At 62.6% G+C, this 17,607-nt stretch carries 15 protein-coding genes and 1 pseudogene; 9 read left to right on the top strand and 7 right to left on the bottom strand.

From position 1 onward, the window contains the following. The first annotated feature begins 5 nt into the window (after window positions 1–5). The 6 genes from dhaL to dhaK are packed head-to-tail and all read left to right on the top strand — an operon-like array spanning window position 6 to window position 4,363. Window positions 6–608, top strand: a complete 603-nt coding sequence (gene dhaL, locus NKI39_RS00775) for a dihydroxyacetone kinase subunit DhaL (RefSeq protein WP_352767236.1) — start codon at window positions 6–8, stop codon at window positions 606–608. Next, complete coding sequence (dhaM, locus tag NKI39_RS00770; RefSeq protein WP_352469937.1) at window positions 605–994, top strand: dihydroxyacetone kinase phosphoryl donor subunit DhaM; 390 nt, start codon at window positions 605–607, stop codon at window positions 992–994. Before dhaL ends, dhaM begins: the two co-directional genes overlap by 4 nt. Before the next feature lie 22 nt (window positions 995–1,016). Then, on the top strand, window positions 1,017–1,319 hold the full coding sequence (locus NKI39_RS00765; protein WP_023676329.1) for an HPr family phosphocarrier protein: 303 nt from the start codon (window positions 1,017–1,019) through the stop codon (window positions 1,317–1,319). Continuing rightward, window positions 1,303–2,919, top strand: coding sequence for a phosphoenolpyruvate--protein phosphotransferase (ptsP, locus tag NKI39_RS00760; protein WP_352769097.1), 1,617 nt, complete (start codon window positions 1,303–1,305; stop codon window positions 2,917–2,919). The genes NKI39_RS00765 and ptsP overlap by 17 nt, the downstream gene beginning before the upstream one ends. A gap of 8 nt (window positions 2,920–2,927) precedes the next feature. After that, a complete protein-coding gene (locus tag NKI39_RS00755; protein ID WP_023676327.1) occupies window positions 2,928–3,350 on the top strand; it encodes a hypothetical protein in 423 nt (140 codons plus the stop codon). Window positions 3,351–3,376: 26 nt separating this feature from the next. Continuing rightward, entirely contained in the window at window positions 3,377–4,363 is a 987-nt protein-coding gene (dhaK, locus tag NKI39_RS00750) for a dihydroxyacetone kinase subunit DhaK (RefSeq protein WP_352769094.1), read from the top strand. A 284-nt stretch (window positions 4,364–4,647) separates the two neighbouring features. Here the strand turns inward: dhaK and NKI39_RS00745 are convergent, their stop codons facing one another. Then, window positions 4,648–5,439 (bottom strand): DUF2259 domain-containing protein, encoded by a 792-nt coding sequence (locus tag NKI39_RS00745; RefSeq protein WP_352454688.1) that lies wholly within the window; start codon window positions 5,437–5,439, stop codon window positions 4,648–4,650. A gap of 172 nt (window positions 5,440–5,611) precedes the next feature. On the opposite strand from NKI39_RS00745, the gene NKI39_RS00740 reads away from it, so the two are divergent. Both NKI39_RS00740 and NKI39_RS00735 read left to right on the top strand, forming a co-directional pair. Continuing rightward, window positions 5,612–7,519 (top strand): propionyl-CoA synthetase, encoded by a 1,908-nt coding sequence (locus tag NKI39_RS00740; RefSeq protein WP_352769091.1) that lies wholly within the window; start codon window positions 5,612–5,614, stop codon window positions 7,517–7,519. 193 nt (window positions 7,520–7,712) lie between these two features. After that, the gene (locus NKI39_RS00735; protein WP_352769088.1) at window positions 7,713–8,414 is read left to right on the top strand and encodes a metallophosphoesterase family protein; all 702 of its coding nucleotides are present in this window, start codon (window positions 7,713–7,715) and stop codon (window positions 8,412–8,414) included. Between the two features lie 15 nt (window positions 8,415–8,429). Here NKI39_RS00735 and NKI39_RS00730 read toward each other — a convergent pair whose 3' ends face one another. The 6 genes from NKI39_RS00730 to NKI39_RS00705 all read right to left on the bottom strand — a co-directional run bounded on the left by NKI39_RS00730 (window position 8,430) and on the right by NKI39_RS00705 (window position 16,038). Next, on the bottom strand, window positions 8,430–10,850 hold the full coding sequence (locus tag NKI39_RS00730; protein ID WP_352469932.1) for a polysaccharide biosynthesis tyrosine autokinase: 2,421 nt from the start codon (window positions 10,848–10,850) through the stop codon (window positions 8,430–8,432). 149 nt (window positions 10,851–10,999) lie between these two features. Further along, window positions 11,000–11,896 (bottom strand): UTP--glucose-1-phosphate uridylyltransferase, encoded by an 897-nt coding sequence (locus tag NKI39_RS00725; RefSeq protein ID WP_352540412.1) that lies wholly within the window; start codon window positions 11,894–11,896, stop codon window positions 11,000–11,002. Between the two features lie 75 nt (window positions 11,897–11,971). Further along, a complete protein-coding gene (locus tag NKI39_RS00720) occupies window positions 11,972–12,922 on the bottom strand; it encodes a glycosyltransferase family 2 protein (protein WP_352818579.1) in 951 nt (316 codons plus the stop codon). Beyond that, on the bottom strand, window positions 12,912–13,862 hold the full coding sequence (locus tag NKI39_RS00715) for a glycosyltransferase family 2 protein (protein WP_352830317.1): 951 nt from the start codon (window positions 13,860–13,862) through the stop codon (window positions 12,912–12,914). Before NKI39_RS00715 ends, NKI39_RS00720 begins: the two co-directional genes overlap by 11 nt. Continuing rightward, window positions 13,862–14,854 (bottom strand): glycosyltransferase family 2 protein, encoded by a 993-nt coding sequence (locus tag NKI39_RS00710; protein WP_352818584.1) that lies wholly within the window; start codon window positions 14,852–14,854, stop codon window positions 13,862–13,864. Before NKI39_RS00710 ends, NKI39_RS00715 begins: the two co-directional genes overlap by 1 nt. A gap of 11 nt (window positions 14,855–14,865) precedes the next feature. Beyond that, window positions 14,866–16,038, bottom strand: a complete 1,173-nt coding sequence (locus NKI39_RS00705) for a glycosyltransferase family protein (protein WP_352830315.1) — start codon at window positions 16,036–16,038, stop codon at window positions 14,866–14,868. A 302-nt stretch (window positions 16,039–16,340) separates the two neighbouring features. On the opposite strand from NKI39_RS00705, the pseudogene NKI39_RS00700 reads away from it, so the two are divergent. Next, window positions 16,341–17,393, top strand: a pseudogene (locus NKI39_RS00700) (polysaccharide pyruvyl transferase family protein); the annotation flags it as partial. Window positions 17,394–17,607 lie beyond the last annotated feature (214 nt).

Here is a 17,607-nt window from a genome sequence, read left to right as displayed (position 1 = left end):
GTGACATGGCGGCAGCGGATATTTCCAGGCTGATCGAGGCGGCGGCAAACACGATCGCCGCACATGCCGACGAGCTGACCAGTCTCGACCAGGCCATCGGCGACGGCGACCATGGGCTCAACATGAAACGCGGCTTCGAGGCAGTGCGGGCCGAGGCCGGCGCGTTTGCGACAAAGCCGTTGCCCGAGGCGCTGAAGGCGATCGGCACCAAACTGGTGATGACCGTCGGCGGAGCCTCCGGTCCCTTGTTCGGCACGCTGTTCATGGCGCTCGGCAAGGAGATTTCCGCCGCGCCGGGTCGCGCCGACCTGGCGGCGGCCTTCGGCAAGGCGATCGAAGCGGTTGCAGCCAGAGGCAAGTCGCAGGCCGGGCAAAAAACCATGCTCGACGTGCTGCAGCCGGTGCATGAGGCCCTGCTGCAGGGAAAGACGGCAGCGGACATCGTCGAGATCGCCGACAACGCGGCCGACGCGACCGTGCCGATGAAGGCGCTGCGTGGGCGCGCCTCGTTCCTTGGCGACCGTTCGATCGGTCATATGGATGCCGGCGCACGCTCGACTGCGCTTCTGGTGCGAGCCGTAGCCGAGGCAATCGAGAGGCGCGCATGAGCAATGTCGGCATCGTCATCGTATCGCATTCGCCGCTGGTCGCCGAAGGCACCGCCGACATGGTGCGGCAGATGGTCGGCAACGAAGTGCCGCTTGCATGGTGCGGGGGAAACGGCCATGGCGGGCTGGGAACCAATGTCGAGGCGATCATGGACGCCATCGACAAGGCCTGGTCGGAGGCGGGGGTCGCGATCCTCGTCGATCTCGGCGGTGCCGAGACCAATAGCGAGATGGCGGTCGAGATGATCGGCGAACCACGCGCCCAGAAGATCATTGTCTGCAATGCGCCGATCGTCGAAGGCGCGGTGATGGCGGCGACCGAGGCTTCCGGCGGCGCCTCGCTCAGGGAAGTGGTGGCGACGGCGCACGAATTGTCGCCGTCGTGAACGAACGGGAATTTTGACAAGCATGTCCGCAGCAGCCGAAGCCAGCGTCCTGATCACCCATGAGGTGGGACTGCATGCGCGTCCTTCGGTGAAGTTCACCAAGCTTGCCAAGACGTTTTCGGCCGACGTCGAGATTGCGCTCGCCGCCAACGGGCCATGGTTCGACGCCAAGAGCATCGTCAAGGTGATGGCGGCGAAAGCGCCGAAAGGCACTGTCCTGCATATCAGAGCCAAAGGGGACGGCGCCGGCGAGGCGGTCGGCGCACTGGTCGAGCTGGTGCGGCGCGATTTCGACGAAGGCAAGGACCATGCCCGAACCGCTTAGGCTGCAGGGCATTTCGGCATCGGCCGGCTATGCCGAGGGGCCGCTGTTCAATCTGGACCAGGCTGCTGTGCGTTATGTCCGCAAGGCGACTGCCGCGGACGAGAAGGCGGCGCTTGAGGCCGCCATCTCCATTGCCGCAGGCCGGCTCGCGACATTGATCGAAACCAGCGACAGCGAGGCGGCCGGGATCCTCGAATTCCAGCTCGCCATGCTGGAGGACGACGCGCTGACCGGCCCGGCCTTTGCGCGAATTGCCGAGGGCATGGCTGCTGATGTGGCCTGGCGAAAAGCGCTCGACGCCGAGATAGCCGGCTATGAAACATCCGAGCAGGACTATTTCCGGGCGCGCGCGGCCGACATGCGCGACATACGCGACCAGGTGCTACACGCACTTGCCGGGGGCGGCGACATTGCCGCGCCGGCAGGTGCGATCTTCTACGGCGAGGATATCGCACCGACGCGCTTCCTCGAAACCGACTGGAGTGCCGGCGGCGGCATAGCACTTACGGCCGGAAGTGCCGCAAGTCATGTCGCAATGCTGGCACGCTCACGCGGCGTGCCAATGGTGGTGGGGTTGGGGCTCCTAGCGCGTGGGCCAGCCGGGCCCGGTGCTTCGCCGGCTCACCTTGCCGGAATCGCATTGCTCGATGCCGAACATGGCGGCATCGTGTTGGCGCCTTCGAAAGCGGAGATCGATGCATTCCGGCGATCGTCATCGTCTTTCGCGGCGCATCGCGACAAAGCGGCAGCCTATTTGACAAGGCCGGCAGCAACGAAGACCGGCATAGCGGTCCACGTGCAGGTGAATATTGCCGATCCGTCCGATGTCGACCGCATCGATGCTGCGGCGTGCGACGGTGTCGGGCTGATGCGGACCGAATTCCTGTTCGGCAAGACGCTGCCGGACGAGGAGACGCAATATCGCGCCTACCGTAGAGTGCTGGAATGGGCAGGCGACAGGCCGGTGACGATCCGTACTGTCGATGCGGGCGGCGATAAACCTGTGCCGGGCCTGACCGTCGAGGAAGGTAATCCATTCCTTGGCCTGCGCGGGATCAGGCTGTCGCTGATGCGTCCGGAGGTCTTTCGTGTGCAGATCCGCGCCTTGCTACGTGCCGCCATGCACGGCAATCTGAAGGTGATGTTCCCGATGATCGCCGTTCCGGAAGAGTATGAACACGCCACCGCGCTGTTCGCTGAGGAGCAGGCTGACCTTTTGGCGCGCGGCATCGCGCACAAAATGCCGCCGCTTGGCATCATGGTCGAGGTGCCGTCGGTGGCCATCGCACCGGAGGCATTCGCCAAGGCCGCTTTCTTCTCGATCGGTTCGAATGATTTGACCCAATACGTGATGGCCGCCGCGCGCGACAATGCGTCGGTCGCACATTTGAATTCCGTCAGGCATCCGGCCGTGCTCCGGCTGATCGCCTCGGTTGCCGCCTTCGGCCGCGAGCATAATATCCCGGTCAGCCTGTGTGGCGATGCCGGCGGCGACCCCGCCTCGATCCCGGCGCTGCTCGAAACCGGCCTGCGTGACCTCTCCGTCGCTCCCGCCCAACTCGCGATGGCCAAGGCGGCCATCGCGGACGTTTCGATCTAGGCCCCGGTATGGCAGACAAGGCGTCGCAATCCGGCCCCGAAGAGGCGATCCGCGCCTACAAGACGATCCTGTCGCAGGTGATCGACCAGCGCCCGTCCGGCATGCGCCAGCGCCTCGCCGATGCGCTGGGCAAGCATCGCAGCTTCGTCACGCAGATTTCCAGCCCGGCCTATTCGACGCCGATCCCGTCGAAGCATTTGCCGGCTATCTTCTCCGTCTGCCATTTCAGCCCGGCCGAACGCGATCATTTCCTTGAGGCCTACCATCGGGCGCATCCGGGAAAGATGTCGCTGGCCGCAGGCTTGCGCAAGACACGCCATGTCTCGCTGATCGTTCCCGATTTCGGCGACGACAAGCAGAACGCGGCGCTCGACCGGGCGGTCAACGATTTCATCCAGAAGATCACCAGCATCGCCGGCAAGGGCAGCTGACGCTGGGCTATTTCGGGAGGACGGCCATGAAGAAATTTTTGAATTCGGTCGATACGGTGCTGACCGAGAGCCTCGACGGCTTCGTTGCCGCGCATGCCGATATCCTGGCGCTTGGCGAGGAACACAAATTTGTCCGCCGCAAGCTGCTCACACCGGGCAAGGTGGCGCTGATCTCCGGCGGTGGCTCGGGTCACGAGCCGCTACATGGCGGGTTCGTCGGGCACGGCATGCTGGATGCGGCCTGCCCCGGCCAGGTATTCACCTCGCCAACGCCTGACCAGATGATGGCGGCGGCCGAAGTCGTCAATACGGGCGCCGGCTGCCTGTTCATCGTCAAGAACTACGAGGGCGACGTGATGAATTTCGACATGGCCGCTGAAATGTCGGAAGGCGTGATGCAAATCGTGACCAATGACGACGTTGCGGTCGAAAACTCGTCCTACACCACCGGCCGGCGCGGCGTCGCCGGCACGCTGGTGGTCGAGAAAATCGTCGGCGCGGCGGCCGAACAAGGCATGGCACTGGAGCCGTTGAAGGCGCTCGGCGAGCGCGTCAACGGCGCGACGCGCTCGATGGGCGTGGCGCTGACCAGTTGCACCGTGCCGGCGGCGGGCAAGCCGACCTTCGATATCGGCGACGGCGAGATGGAGTTCGGGGTCGGCATCCACGGCGAGCCTGGGAGGCGGCGCGACACATTGAAAAGCGCCGATGCTATCGCCGAGGAGATCTGTACCGCAATCCTGGGTGACCTGGGCGACGGTGCCAGAGGCCAGGCGCTACTCTTCGTCAACGGCTTTGGCGGCACACCGTTGATGGAGCTTTATCTGATGTACAACAGCGCCCGCAAAATCTTCGAGAAGCACGGCGTGACGGTGATCCGGTCGCTGGTCGGGTCCTATGTGACCTCGATCGATATGGCCGGCTGTTCGATCACGCTGAGCATGCTCGACGACGAGGCGGCTGTTTGGTGGGATGCACCGGTACATACGGCCGCGCTGCGCTGGGGCATGTAGCGGCGGAGAATGCCCCAGAAATAGTCGGTGACAAGACCGGTATCGGCAACGCCGCGCATCGCCAGACAGTTGCCCTCCTCACCCTGCGTAAGATAAAGAATCTGCGGGTTTGGGGAGTTCGAGCATGCGTTACAATTGGGATCGGGCGCCGACGGGTTTCGAGCGCCATGGAAAGGTGCTGGCAGCCGCCTTGCTGATCGTCGGCGGGGTCGGACTTATGCTCGCTGCCCTCCCGCTTTAGGGACAACAAACTCGGGTAGCGGACTACGTCTCAGCGCGTTGCCTCAGTGCGCCTGGCCAGTCACGGCGATGAAACGGCGGTCGCGCCCTTCAAATCCCTGGCTGAAGCGCTGCACGAGCACCGCAAGCACGCCCGGTTTTCCATCCGGGGTGAATGCGTAAGATTCCGACAGGCTGTAGGAAGTCGGGCAATTCCTCGAACCGGGCACCGCCTTGTCCTCATGCAGCAGCTTGATCGGCTTGCCGTCCTGACCCTGCAGCGTCAGGCGAAAGCCGAGCGCCTTGCCGGTCGTTTCGCCTTGCAGCGTCGCGTCGAAACTCGCTGAACAATCCGCCGTGCTGTCGGCACGGATCTGCTCGAGCTGGATGGTGCCAAGCTCGTCATAGGCCGGCGAAAGCCATTTTTGCGAAACCTGCTCGAGGCGCGCAATGTCATTGTAGGCGACCATGTCGTCGGGAAAGGTGAACCTGTCCAAGGCAGTCCGCTCGCCGCGCGGCGCGATGGCATATTTGGCCAGCAAGGGCGCCGCCAGTTCGGCGGCCTGTGCCCTCGCCTGCGCAAGCGTCAATGTCGAATCCTCCGTCTCGTCGGCGATGACGATCGGCTTGCCGCCGACGAACTCATCGGTCCGCGTGTCGATGATGTCGATCTCCGACCAGCCCGAATCCGAAGCACCGGCATCGAGCGTGCCGTACTGTTCGAAGGCGAAGTAGTTGCCGTCTGGCGAAAAGCCGATGACGCGCCGAGCCGCCGCGTCGCCTGCCTGAGCAGCTGAAGCGAGCACCACCGCCAGCGTCGCAACCGCGGCAAACCCAAGCTCATATCGCAATTTCATCGCGCCCTGCCCCCTAATGCCGAAAATTCGAACGACACCGGCCCCCAGACCATTCATGACCCGCACTTGCGGCCAAGTTAGAACGACAGCAAACGAAACGCACAAATACATGGTTACACAAACCAGCATACGCTATTTCAAGGACAGCAAACATTCCTGGGGAGGAAGCTGGATGGCGTCACGCTACCACGAGGTCTACGACGGCTGGAAACGCGACCCGGAAAAATTCTGGGCCGATGCCGCGGGCGCAATCGACTGGTTCTCGCCCTTCGAGACGGTGTTCGACGCCAATGCCGGCGTCTATGGCAGGTGGTTCATTGGCGCCTCGTGCAACACCTGCTTCAATGCCGTCGATCGTCATGTGGCGGGCGGCCGTGCCGACCAGATCGCGTTGATCCATGACAGCGCGATTTCCGGCACAATCAGGAGATTCACGTATGCCGAGTTGAAGCGCGAGGTGGTCGCGCTGACCTCGGTGCTCAAGAATCGTGGCATCCAAAAAGGCGATCGCGTCATCATCTACATGCCGATGGTGCCGGAAGCAGCCTTCGCCATGCTTGCCTGTGCGCGGATCGGCGCCGTGCATTCGGTGGTCTTCGGCGGCTTTGCCTCGCATGAGCTCGCCACCCGTATCGACGACGCCAAGCCGAAGCTGATCATCTCCGCTTCCTGCGGCCTGGAGCCAGGGCGCGTCGTTGCCTATAAGCCGCTGCTCGACAAGGCGATCGAGATGTCGCGGCACAAGCCGGAAAGCTGCCTTATCCTGCAGCGCGACCAACTGCGCTGCGAACTCAGGGAAAACCACGATATCGACTATGCCGACGCCGTGGCGCGGGAGCGGGCCGCGGGTGCCAATGTCGACTGTGTTCCGGTGCTTGCCACCGATCCGCTCTACATCATCTACACGTCGGGCACGACCGGCCAGCCGAAGGGAATCGTGCGTGACAATGGCGGCCATATGGTCGCGCTGAAATGGTCGATGGAAAACGAGTTCGGCGTCAAACCGGGCGAAGTGTTCTGGGCGGCTTCCGATGTCGGCTGGGTGGTCGGCCATTCCTATATCGTCTACGGCCCGCTGCTGCATGGCTGCACAACGATCCTGTTCGAGGGCAAGCCGGTCGGCACGCCCGATGCCGGCACCTATTGGCGTGTGATCGCCGAGCATGGCGTCGTCGCGCTGTTCACCGCGCCAACCGCCTTTCGCGCCATCAAAGGACAGGACCCGAAGGGCGAATTCGTCCCGAAATACGACCTGTCCAAATTCCGGACGCTGTTCCTCGCCGGCGAGCGCGCCGATCCCGAAACCATCAAATGGGCGGAGCAGAAATTGACCTTGCCGGTGATCGACCATTGGTGGCAGACCGAGACCGGCTCGCCGATGACCATCAACCCCGCCGGACTGGGCCTGTTGCCGGTCAAATACGGCTCGCCCGGCGTGCCGATGCCCGGTTATGACATCCGCGTGCTCGACGATGCCGGGCATGAGGTCAAGCGTGGTACGCTTGGCAATGTCGTGGTGAGATTGCCGTTGCCCCCCGGCTGCCTGCCGACGCTGTGGAATGCCGACGAGCGGTTTCGCCAAGCCTATCTCGACGAGTTCCCCGGCTTCTACAAAACCGCGGATGCCGGCATGATGGACGAGGACGGCTATCTCTATGTCATGGCTCGCACCGACGACATCATCAATGTCGCCGGCCACCGGCTATCGACCGGCGCCATGGAGGAGATTCTGGCCGCGCATCCCGACGTCGCCGAATGCGCCGTCGTCGGTATTGCCGATGCTATGAAAGGCCAGGTTCCACTCGGCTTCGTCGTGCTGAATGCCGGCGTCGACCGCGACGCCGGCATCATCGAAAACGAGGTTGTCACCCTAGTGCGCGAACGGATCGGCCCGGTCGCTGCCTTCAAGACGGTGGTGACGATCAAGCGCCTGCCGAAGACGCGCTCCGGCAAGATCCTGCGCGGCACCATGCAGAAGATCGCCGACAAGGAGGAATGGGCCATGCCGGCAACGATCGACGACCCGGCCATCCTCGACGAGATCACCGCCGCGCTGAACCGCCGCGGCATCGGCCTGTAATGGGCGCCGAAGCCGAGTTGCGTCCGAAGCTCCGGTATGGAACGACCGGCGCCGGACGTGGTATCCACGCGCGGTGTCGTCATGTTGTTTCGGAATCGAGACGCACCCACAGCCATGCGAGACGCCATACGTGACCCTGTTCCAGCGATCGAGAAAGCCCCAGGCCGCGGCACGCCAGCGGCTGGAGATCGATATGCGGGGCGCAGTCGTCTATGCGATCGGCGACGTGCATGGCTGCTACAAGGAACTCCGCGCCCTGGAGCAGAAGATCGTGCTCGATTCGGCGCCCTTCGAAGGGCGCAAGCTCATAATCATGCTTGGCGACTATGTCGATCGTGGACCCCAGTCGGCGCGTGTGCTCGATCATCTGCTGGCGCCACCGCTCCGTGATTTCCAGCGCATCTGCCTTGCCGGCAACCACGAAGTCGTGATGCTGAACTACGTCGACGGGGTCATTTCGAGAGAGTCGTGGCTGGCGATAGGCGGCCTGCAAACGCTGTTTTCCTACGGCGTCGACCCGTCGCGCATGGCCGATCTCTATGGGTCAAGCGAGGAGGTCGACAAGCGCATTCGGGAAGTCATTCCAGCCGACCACATTAGCTTCATGCGCGCGCTGCCGGTCATGGTCTGTTCGGCGAAATTCGTGTTCGTCCATGCCGGCATCAGGCCCGGCATCGACCTCGCCGCGCAGGACGAGGACGACCTGCTGAATATCCGTTCGGACTTCTTCGACGCTGCGCATCTTCTCGACCGCTATGTCGTGCACGGACATACGCCGGTCGACACTCCGAAGCTCGAGGGACGCCGGCTTGGCATAGACACCGGCGCCTTCCAAACCGGCCAGCTGACCGCCCTCAGGATCGTCGACAACCGCGCCAGGTTGATATTTTCCTGAGCGCGATGTCGTCGCTCAGGCGGCTGCCTTGGTGCGCGCTTCCGATTTTTCCAGATAGTAGCTCGAATATTTGTCGAAGAATTTTTCCGAGCCGCCGATCGCGCCATATTTGGCCAGCTTCTTCAGTTCGACCTTGTTCAGCACCGCGCCAATGATCTTCTTGGCGATGTAGGGCTCCGAGCTGAGCATGGATTGCACCATCGCACGCGGCGTGCGTCCCCATTCGGTGACCAGCACGAAGCCGTCGACAAGCGGAGCGAAGGCCTTGGCGTCGACGACAGGCCCGAGCGGCGGCAGATCGACGATGATGTATTCGAAGGTTTCCTTGGCGTTATCGATGAAACGCCGCATGCCGGCTGAAGACAGAAGCTCGCTGGTATGCGAAAACTGGCCACGCAGGACGGCCGGGATGATAGCCAGCTTGGTCTGCCGGTCGATCTTGCCGACCGACTGCCATGTCTGCCCGCTCACCACAGCTTCCATCAGGCCCTGCTCGGCCTCCATACCGAGGCTGCGGCTGAGGCCGGGATTGCGCAGGTCGCCGTCGATCAGCAGCGTTTTCGATCCGTTGACGGCAAGCAGCCCGGCAAGATTGGCCGCCACCGTCGACTTGCCCTCGCCGGGAAGCACCGAGACCACGCCGATGACCCGGCTGCCCTGGCCTTCCATGACGACATCGAAGGCGATCTTGGCGTTGCGCAGCGTCTCGGAGAACATCGATGCCGGGGCATCGACGGTTACCCGCATCCGCGCACGTTTTTCGGCTGCCGACAATGTTTTGGAGGGCTGGGACTTGGAGGACTTGGCGGTCTTGGATTCAACGACTTTGACGTCAGGCTGACCGCCATTGCGCTGGTCATCCTTGCCAGCCTTGCCGATGACCGGCAGGTAGCCGAGGAATTTGAGGCCGACCCGGTCGCGCACATCCTCGCCGGTCCTGAAGAAGCGTTCCCTGAATTCATTCAGGCCACCAACCCCTGCCCCCAGCATCATGCCAAGCGCCAGCGAAAGCCCCAGCACGATGGCTGTGCGGGGGGTTGCGGCCGACTGCGGCATCGTCGCGTCCGAGATGACCCGGATCTTGCCGACCGGGAAGGATTGCTGCTGGGCGGCCTCCTCATAGCGGTTCAGGAACGTCTGGTAGAGCGTCGACAGCGCCGTCGCCTTTTGGTCCAGCTCACGCAGCTTGACCTGCGACTGGTTGTCGATGGAGCTCTTGCCAGCCGCCAAGGCGACATTTGCGCGGAGCGCGGTTTCGCGCGCCAGAGCGACCTCGTATTCGTTGCGGTAGCTTTCGGTCAGTTGCTTCAGCTCGCCGAAAATCTGCGCCGATATGTCGGCCTTCTCCTTGGCGAGCGCGACGGCCTGCGGATGTTGCGGGCCGAAATTGGCTTCGACATCCTGCTGTCGCTTGGATACGGTGAGATAGCGGTTCTTCAGCGTCGTGATGACCGAGCTGCTCGGCTGGTCGTTCGATATCGCAGCGTCCTTGAACGCGTTGTCCGAGCCGCTTTCGACGATCGACTTGTACTGCTGATAGCGGGCGCCGGCACGTGCTGTATCGGCCTGCGCGACGATCAGCTGGGTGTTGAGATCGGACAATTGCTTGTCGCTGATCAGCTGGCCGTCATTGACGGCCAATCCGTGTTCGGCCCTGAACTTTTCGACCGCCAGTGCAGCCGCCTGGGAGCTCTCACGAAGCTCGGTCAGCCGGCCTTGCAGCCAGACCGCCGCCCGCTCGGTCGCGTCGAAGCTGGCATCGAGTTGATCGGCTAGATAGGCATCGGCATAGGCCTTGGTGATGGCGGTCGCAAGCGCCGGATCCGTCGCCTGGAAGGAGATGCTGATGACAAAGCTCCGGCCGATCCGCTCGGCATCGAGTTGGGTCTGCAGTTTGAAGATTGCGTAGTCACGGGGCGATGAGGATGCGGTGATCGCGTCACGCGTCGCAGCATCAAGCTGAGTGACATCGGTTGTGCTAGCGGCGCGCTTGGGGCGGACAGACTGGACGATACCGCGCACAAAGCCAGCAACCTTCGACAGGGCCGACGTCGGAGGGTTCATGAAAGCGTCGTTCTGATCGAGCTTCAGCTTGTCGACGACCACCCCAGCCAGCCTGGCCGACTGTAGTATTTCGATCTGGCTCAGAACGGCGGAGTCGGTCTGCATGCTGACCGACGCCGCCGAAATGTCGTCGACGACCTTGTTCAATCCTTCGTCGATCAGCACGCTGCTCGTCGCCACATAGGTAGGAGGCGTCGTCTGCAAATAGAGCACGCCGAGAAAGAGACCGATGACGGCGCAGGCGGCAACCACTTTCGCCTGCCGCGCGGCCATGCCAAGCAGGCGCTCGATGTCGATGAAGTCTTCGGCGTTTGCCGCATTAGAAGCCGGCAATGGCGTCCTCTTGTCGACAGGAAAATTGGCATAGTTCATCTTCGGTCCAATTCTAGTTTGCAGGCGCTACCGCCTCGAAGGTCGGGACATAGGGTGCAAACCTTGCGCCGGACAGTGCGCGTTACGCGCGGCGCAACGGCCTGTCCTGCGTCATCAGCCGCACCCACAATGCCTCGAAAAAATGGACATTATGCGGCTTCTTCCCGACGCTGATGCGACCGGACGAATTCCTGCAGCATCTCGAAGATCGGGCCCTTCATGTCCTCCCGCGCCAGCGCGAAAGCGATATTGGCCTGGATGAACCCCTCCTTCGAACCGCAGTCGAACATGCGGCCGTCGAAAGGCTGGGCGAAGAAGGCCTGGGTCTGTGCGAGACGCACCATTGCGTCGGTCAGCTGGATCTCGTTTCCGGCGCCGCGTTGCTGGCTGGCAAGCAACGAGAATATCTCGGGCTGCAGGATGTAGCGGCCGTTGATGTAGAAGTTCGACGGCGCGTTGGCAGGAGCCGGCTTTTCGACCATGGCCGTTACCTCGAAGCCCGTGCCGACATCAGCGCCGCGCCCGACAATGCCGTATTTGCTGGTCTCGGTCGGATCGCAACGCTCGACGGCGATGACGTTTGCGCCAGTCCGTGCGTAAAGATCAGCGACTTCGGCGAGACAGCCACGCCCGCCGAAGGACACCATGTCCGGCAAAAGCAATGCGAAGGGCTCGTCACCGATGACTTCGCGCGCGCACCAGACGGCATGGCCGAGGCCTTGCGGCGACTGCTGGCGGATGAAGCTCGTCGCGCCGGCGACGGGAAGCAGGCTTTCAAGCGATTCGAGTTGCGCCTTCTTGCCGCTCTGCTCCAGGGTTCCGATCAGTTCAGGATGCAGGTCGAAATAGTCCTCGATCACCGCCTTGTTGCGGCCGGTGACGAAGACGATGTGCTCGATGCCGGCCTCGAACGCCTCGTCAACCGCATATTGCACGACAGGCCTGTCGACCACCGGCAGCATTTCCTTCGGCATGGACTTGGTCGCCGGCAGGAACCGCGTTCCGAGCCCCGCCACCGGTATGACTGCCTTCCTGACTTTTTTCATTGCATGTTCCTTCTGAGGAGATCGATTTCAACCCTGTCGCAGGCGGCGAAACTGTCTTCATTCACCTGCAGCCCTTCACCTCCCCGCCACTACGGCAAACTGTGCCGCTACCCTTCGCAGCCGGACGGCGATCGGCATGCTCATATGCCGAACCGCCGCCGGATCGCTGAGCGCCGTCCATATCGCCTTGAGCGGCGACCGCGCCTTGATGTGCTGAACCAGCGACAGGAATGATGCCGCCCGCCGCAGGCTGCGAGCGCGCCTGGCGAACGCCGCCTCGGCCGCAGCATCCATGGAATGGGTCGCGGCGAAGGTGGCATCGGCCCTGCGCATCGCCTCGACGTGATGAAGTTCGAGCACCCGGGAGATGGAACCGGTGCGAATGTGGTAGATATAGCCCGTCGTCGGCTCGACCATGCATTTGCCGCCTTTAGCCAGAGCACTGGCCAGGAGGATATAGTCTTCGCCAATGATCAGGCTTTCATCGTAACGAAGCCCGTTCTCGTTCAGGAACCGGCGCTGGAAGATCGGCTTGAGGTAGCCGAGATTGAACCTCGATTCGAAGAGGACATTACCGCTGATGAAATCTACCAGCGAGATTTCACCGAGGCCTTCCAGATAGTCAGCCGGGAACATCGTCTCTTCGGCAACGCCATCCTCGCGAACGACCTGCAGATTATCGACCGCGATCTCGGCGCCCGCTTTCTCCGCGCGCTCGATCATGGTGCAGAGTCGCCCGGGATAGACCGCGTCGTCGGAATCGAGGACCGCGACCCACCTGCCGCGTGCAAGCTCAAGGCCGGCATTCCTGGCGCCGCCGGGGCCACGGTTTTGCTCAAGCGCGACAACGCGTACGATGTCTTCGGGGTAGGATCTTGCCAGGTCGAGCGTCCGGTCGCCCGACTTGTCGTCGACGACGATGACCTCGACGCTGATATTGCGCTGGGCGACGGCGCTGGCAATCGCCCGATCGATGGTCGCCTCGGCATTGTAGGCGGCAATCACGAAGCTCACGTCAGGCTGCACGCTTGCCCCCTTGCTGCGGCGAAGACAGGCCGTATTGGCGGATTTCACGAACCCCGACGAGGCCGCTGACGACGCCGACATGCATAATGCCGCGAAGCACGCTGCGGTTCCGACGTACGGGGTCGATGGCGACCGGAATTGCCGACAGGAAACTGTAGGCGGCCTTTGCCGCGGCAATGCCGACCTGCTTGAGCCGGGCAAGGCCGTGTGCGTTGCGCCCCAGAAGATGACCATGCGTCTGCCCAACGCGGAACCGGCGGCGGCCGAGCCAGTCGAATGCCGCCCTGGCAGGTGGCACCGCTTCGTCGACCCAAGCCTCCGGCGAAAAGGCGATGCGGCCGCCGGCCTTGACCATCTGGTCGAAGAATTCCGTATCTTCGCCGCCGGTCTGGCCACGCGCCAGGCTGAAGCGCCGGCCGCGCAGGCTCTCAGCGCCAATCCTGAGCAGGACGTTGCAGGTGTAGCCGGTGCGGATTTCGCCGCTCACCCAGACCGGCAAGGTCGAGTGGAAATCGCCTTTGCGCATCCAGGCGGGCGCATCCGGCAGGTAACGGGCTTGCACCGGCCCAAGCACCGTCGCAGCACCTGTTGCTTCCGCCGTCGCCACCAGTTCGGCAAGCCAGCCAGCGGTGGCCGTCTCGTCATCGTCGATAAAGGCGACGAAATCCGCCGCACTGGTATCGAGGCAAGCGTTGCGCGCGATCGAGATGTTTCGGGCCGGGGCGTGCCGGTAGGTCACCGGCAGCTTCAACTCCGCAGCCAGCGTCGTCACCATCTGTTCGGCCGTCGGCGTATCGTCGTTGTCCGCGATGATAACACCGACGTCGAATCCCGCGGGCATATCCATGGCCGCTATGGAGCGAAGCGTGTCGGCAAGCTCCGGCCGGCGAAATGTGCAGACGCAGATATCGATGCTTCGATTTTTCCTGACCGAGTCCATCACGCTACCCCGCGCTGCGGTCGCGGTGCGAGCAGTTGCAGCCAGAAACCGACCGACCAGCCGAAATGCATGACCATTGCCGAGACCCCGGCCAGCGCAATGTCGGCTTTGCGCTGGCTGACGGCGGTCCAAAAGCCGTAGCCGAGGCAGACCGACGCCCATAGCAAAAGCGGTACGGCCGCCAGCCAGTGGACGAAGGAAAAGGCGGCGAGAAGAACCACGGGGAACACCAGAAGCGGCACCATCTGCCGGATCTTCGGGATCATGCGGTGCTTGAGAACGTTCTTCGCCCGGCCACGGCCATAGCCGAGATATTGAAAATAGAGGCCCTTCAGCGAGGAGCGCGGGTAGTAGACCATTTGCGTCTTGCCGGTCATCCAGATGCGGTAGCCGGCCTGGCGGAGCCGATAGTCGAGTTCGGCATCCTCATTGTGGCTGAAGGTTTCGTCATAGCCGCCGACCGCGGTGAACGCCGATATCCGTATCAGTGCGTGGTGGCCATGATCGACCCATTCCCCCGCCGAAAGATGCCGGTGCTTGGAACCGCCGGTGCCGAGCCTGGAGTTCTGCGCCGCTGCCGCTGCTTTCTGAACCATGCCGCTGCCACTGGTCAGCATCGAGACGACGACCGAATCCGCACCGGTGACCTGCGCTTCTTCGACCAGCCGGTCGCAATAATCCGCGGGATAGCCGCCATGCGCGTCGATGCGAATGAGATAGTCGACGCCTTCCCCGAACCTGGCGACGGCGAGATTGATTGCCGCGCTCTGCAAGCGCTTTTCATTGTGCAGCAGGATCACCCGCTGATCTTTTGCGGCGATGTCCGCGACGATCGTCCTGGTGCCGTCCGTGCTGCCGCCATCGGCAACGATGATCACGGCGCCCAGCCTCTCGGCCGCAGGGCGGAGCTCTCGAAGCAACGCGCCGATATGGGCCGCCTCGTTCAGGCACGGAACCACGATCGTGCAGGATGGAATTTCGGTTTGCGTCATCGGCAGTCCTTCTATGCCAATGCTTCGGCAGGATATGGACCGGGAGCCGCAGTCAGCCCGCGGAGCTTTTCGACGAGCGCCCGACAATCGGCGCGGTCGTAGCTCCAGGTGCGCGGATTGCGGGCGAGAACACGCGCCCTCAATGTCCCGAACCGATGCTGCTCCATCGTGCCGACGGCGACTTCGAGCGCCTCGGGCGTGGCTTCTGGCAAAAGAACCCCTATGCCTTGCCGGTCGAGGAACCGGCCGGTTTCGGTGGCTCCCATCGAAATCGGCACGGCTCCGAAGCGGCAGCCCTCATAGAGCCGGTTGGGCAGCAGCCATTCGGAGTTCAGGCCCTGCTCAAAAAAGTCGATGGCCCAGGAAAAGTGGACCTCGCGGTAGATCGCCGCCATATCCTCGGGATTGCGGTAGGGCCCGCCAAACGAGAGCCAGGGTTCCGATTCGACGAAACCGTGGAAATCGGGAAATTCGGACAGCGCCGGGCGGCCCCTGAGGACGATTTCAAAGCGGCCGTCGAGGCGGCGCGAAAATTCGGCCAGAAGCTCCAGGGAACGGCGGCAGCGGAGCGCCCCGAACCAGCCGATCCGCCAAGGCGGCGCTACGGGGTTCTCCGGCGCCGCGCGGTCATCCAGCGAGGCCGCGGCTGGCTCGAAATACTTGTTTTCGAGCAGTTCGACTGGGGCGGCAATCTGCCCGAACGGCTTGAAATAGTTGGCGATGAAGGCCGGAGAGCTGGTCACCAGAAGCTTCACATCCCTAGCCAGGAAGCGTTCTGCGCCGCGCATCGCCCATCCCAGCGGATCGTCGCGAAGCAGCAGGCGATGGATATCCAGGCACTCGTAGACGATCGGCACCGTTGCCTGGAAAGCCGATCTGGCGCGGCGGGCAAGCGCCAGCATTTCCAGATTGCGCGCGACAATGAGGTCGGGCCGTGGCATTGAGCCCAGCTTCGGGCCGGTCGAGACAACTGCCTTCATGATCGCGGCCAGACGTTGGGCGAATCGGCCATCACGAGTCGGGCCGAGATCGATCGGCTGCAAGCCCTCGACATCAGCAACTGCGCTTGCCGTACGACGAAAGCCCGCCAGCGTAACCTGGGCGCCGCCTGCCTTGAGCATTATGATCCGCCGGCGCACTGCCGGGTCGGAGACGTCGTGTACCAAGTACAAGACATGCAGCATGAAAACTCGACCGCTGTTGGCCCGCCCGCGACAATGCTAGTACAGCTCTTGCTGCATCGCAACATTTTTGGTTGCAGCGTAGCAAAGATCCCCGTTTTTTGTTGCACTGCAAAATCGATGGGTTAATCTCGCTCTGCTTGGGCCACATGGACCGCGCGTTGGCCTGCCATCGGGCTGCGCGCCAATAATCACGACGCGAGGACCATCCTTGGCGTGCAGCATTTTCGGCCAACCCGCCTGCAATCCGCCCCTTCGCACCCGTCGATGGAAGCACGGGACTACTCACGAAATGAGGTCATTCCATGAAGATCGCGGTTGAAAACACCGTCTGCCTGAATACCGGGGATGCAGCGATTCTCCTGGCGATCCGCCATGTTTTCAAGACGATCGTGCAAGACGATATCCAGTTCTATGTCTTCGACAGCCAGCCGGAGGTGGCGGCGAGGCTCTACACGAAGAAAGAGTATCCTGATCTCGAATTCCACAAGCTGCTGTCGGAATCGCTGTTCCGCTACAAATACGGCAGCGGGCTGAAGAACCTGTTCAAGCCGATCTACAATCGGCTCATCCTCAATGCCCTGCGGCGGTTCGGCATCCGCGGCGTTCTCGGGCGTTTGTTCAACTCAAGCAATCGCCGTGGTCTCGAGATCTACAAAGACGCCGACCTCGTGGTCACGACAGGCGGAACCTATCTTGTCGAGACTTACAATCTGGAACGGCGACTCAATCAATTCCGGATCGACGCGATTCTGGGGAAGGACCCCGTCTTCTTCACGCAATCGCTCGGCCCGTTCAACAAAAGTTACAATCGCCAGGAGTTGAGCCCAATCTTCGATCGGAGCCCGCTCATCCTGCTGCGCGACGAACGTTCGCGAGGTCACATTGTGGACATGGTGAAAGACCCCGGCAAATGCCACGTCGTGGCCGACGCCGTCTTTGCCTTGGCCGACACCGACAGGATCGGAAAAATTCTGGCCTCCGGCCAGTCGGCGACCGTCACCGGCCGCGTCGCCATTTCCGTCCGTCACTGGAACTATGTCAGCGACGGCGAGGGCGGCATGCGCCGCTACATCGACTCGATCCGCGCGATCGCGACCATCCTGGTCAGGGACCACGCCAAGGAGGTCACCTTCGTCTCCACCTGCCAGGGCGTGCCGGAATACGCCCATGACGATTCCAAGACGGCGCGGGCTATCGTTGCCGAACTCGATCCGGAGATCGCCAAGCATGTCAGCGTGGACGCTTCGTTCCACACGCCGGAGCAACTGATGGCACTGGTGAAAGGCTTCGACTTCGTTGTCGCAACGCGCATGCACATGATGATCATGTCGCTCTGCGTCGGCACGCCGGTGCTGCCGATCGCGTATGAATTCAAGACCAAGGAACTTGCCAAGCGGATCGGCGTCGCCGACCTGCTGCTCGACATCGACACGGTGACGCCGGAGGAAGCGAGCGAGAAGCTCGGCAGACTTACCGCCAATCTCGACCTCTATCGCAGGACGAGCCTTCAGGCAGTGCTTGAGGAGCATGCGTCGGCGATGTCGGCAGGTGAGCTTTTGAGGCCGGTGA

It is taken from the genome of Mesorhizobium sp. M0664, assembly GCF_040320565.1.
Lineage (GTDB): Bacteria > Pseudomonadota > Alphaproteobacteria > Rhizobiales > Rhizobiaceae > Mesorhizobium.
This window is presented reverse-complemented; position numbering and strand designations above follow the sequence as displayed.

Coding starts and splice junctions, on each gene's coding strand:
- dhaL (WP_352767236.1), top strand. CDS start 6: ATGGCGGCAGCGGATATTTCCAGGCTGATCGAGGCGGCGGCAAACACG.
- dhaM (WP_352469937.1), top strand. CDS start 605: ATGAGCAATGTCGGCATCGTCATCGTATCGCATTCGCCGCTGGTCGCC.
- NKI39_RS00765 (WP_023676329.1), top strand. CDS start 1,017: ATGTCCGCAGCAGCCGAAGCCAGCGTCCTGATCACCCATGAGGTGGGA.
- ptsP (WP_352769097.1), top strand. CDS start 1,303: ATGCCCGAACCGCTTAGGCTGCAGGGCATTTCGGCATCGGCCGGCTAT.
- NKI39_RS00755 (WP_023676327.1), top strand. CDS start 2,928: ATGGCAGACAAGGCGTCGCAATCCGGCCCCGAAGAGGCGATCCGCGCC.
- dhaK (WP_352769094.1), top strand. CDS start 3,377: ATGAAGAAATTTTTGAATTCGGTCGATACGGTGCTGACCGAGAGCCTC.
- NKI39_RS00745 (WP_352454688.1), bottom strand. CDS start 5,439: ATGAAATTGCGATATGAGCTTGGGTTTGCCGCGGTTGCGACGCTGGCG.
- NKI39_RS00740 (WP_352769091.1), top strand. CDS start 5,612: ATGGCGTCACGCTACCACGAGGTCTACGACGGCTGGAAACGCGACCCG.
- NKI39_RS00735 (WP_352769088.1), top strand. CDS start 7,713: ATGCGGGGCGCAGTCGTCTATGCGATCGGCGACGTGCATGGCTGCTAC.
- NKI39_RS00730 (WP_352469932.1), bottom strand. CDS start 10,850: ATGAACTATGCCAATTTTCCTGTCGACAAGAGGACGCCATTGCCGGCT.
- NKI39_RS00725 (WP_352540412.1), bottom strand. CDS start 11,896: ATGAAAAAAGTCAGGAAGGCAGTCATACCGGTGGCGGGGCTCGGAACG.
- NKI39_RS00715 (WP_352830317.1), bottom strand. CDS start 13,862: ATGGACTCGGTCAGGAAAAATCGAAGCATCGATATCTGCGTCTGCACA.
- NKI39_RS00710 (WP_352818584.1), bottom strand. CDS start 14,854: ATGACGCAAACCGAAATTCCATCCTGCACGATCGTGGTTCCGTGCCTG.
- NKI39_RS00705 (WP_352830315.1), bottom strand. CDS start 16,038: ATGCTGCATGTCTTGTACTTGGTACACGACGTCTCCGACCCGGCAGTG.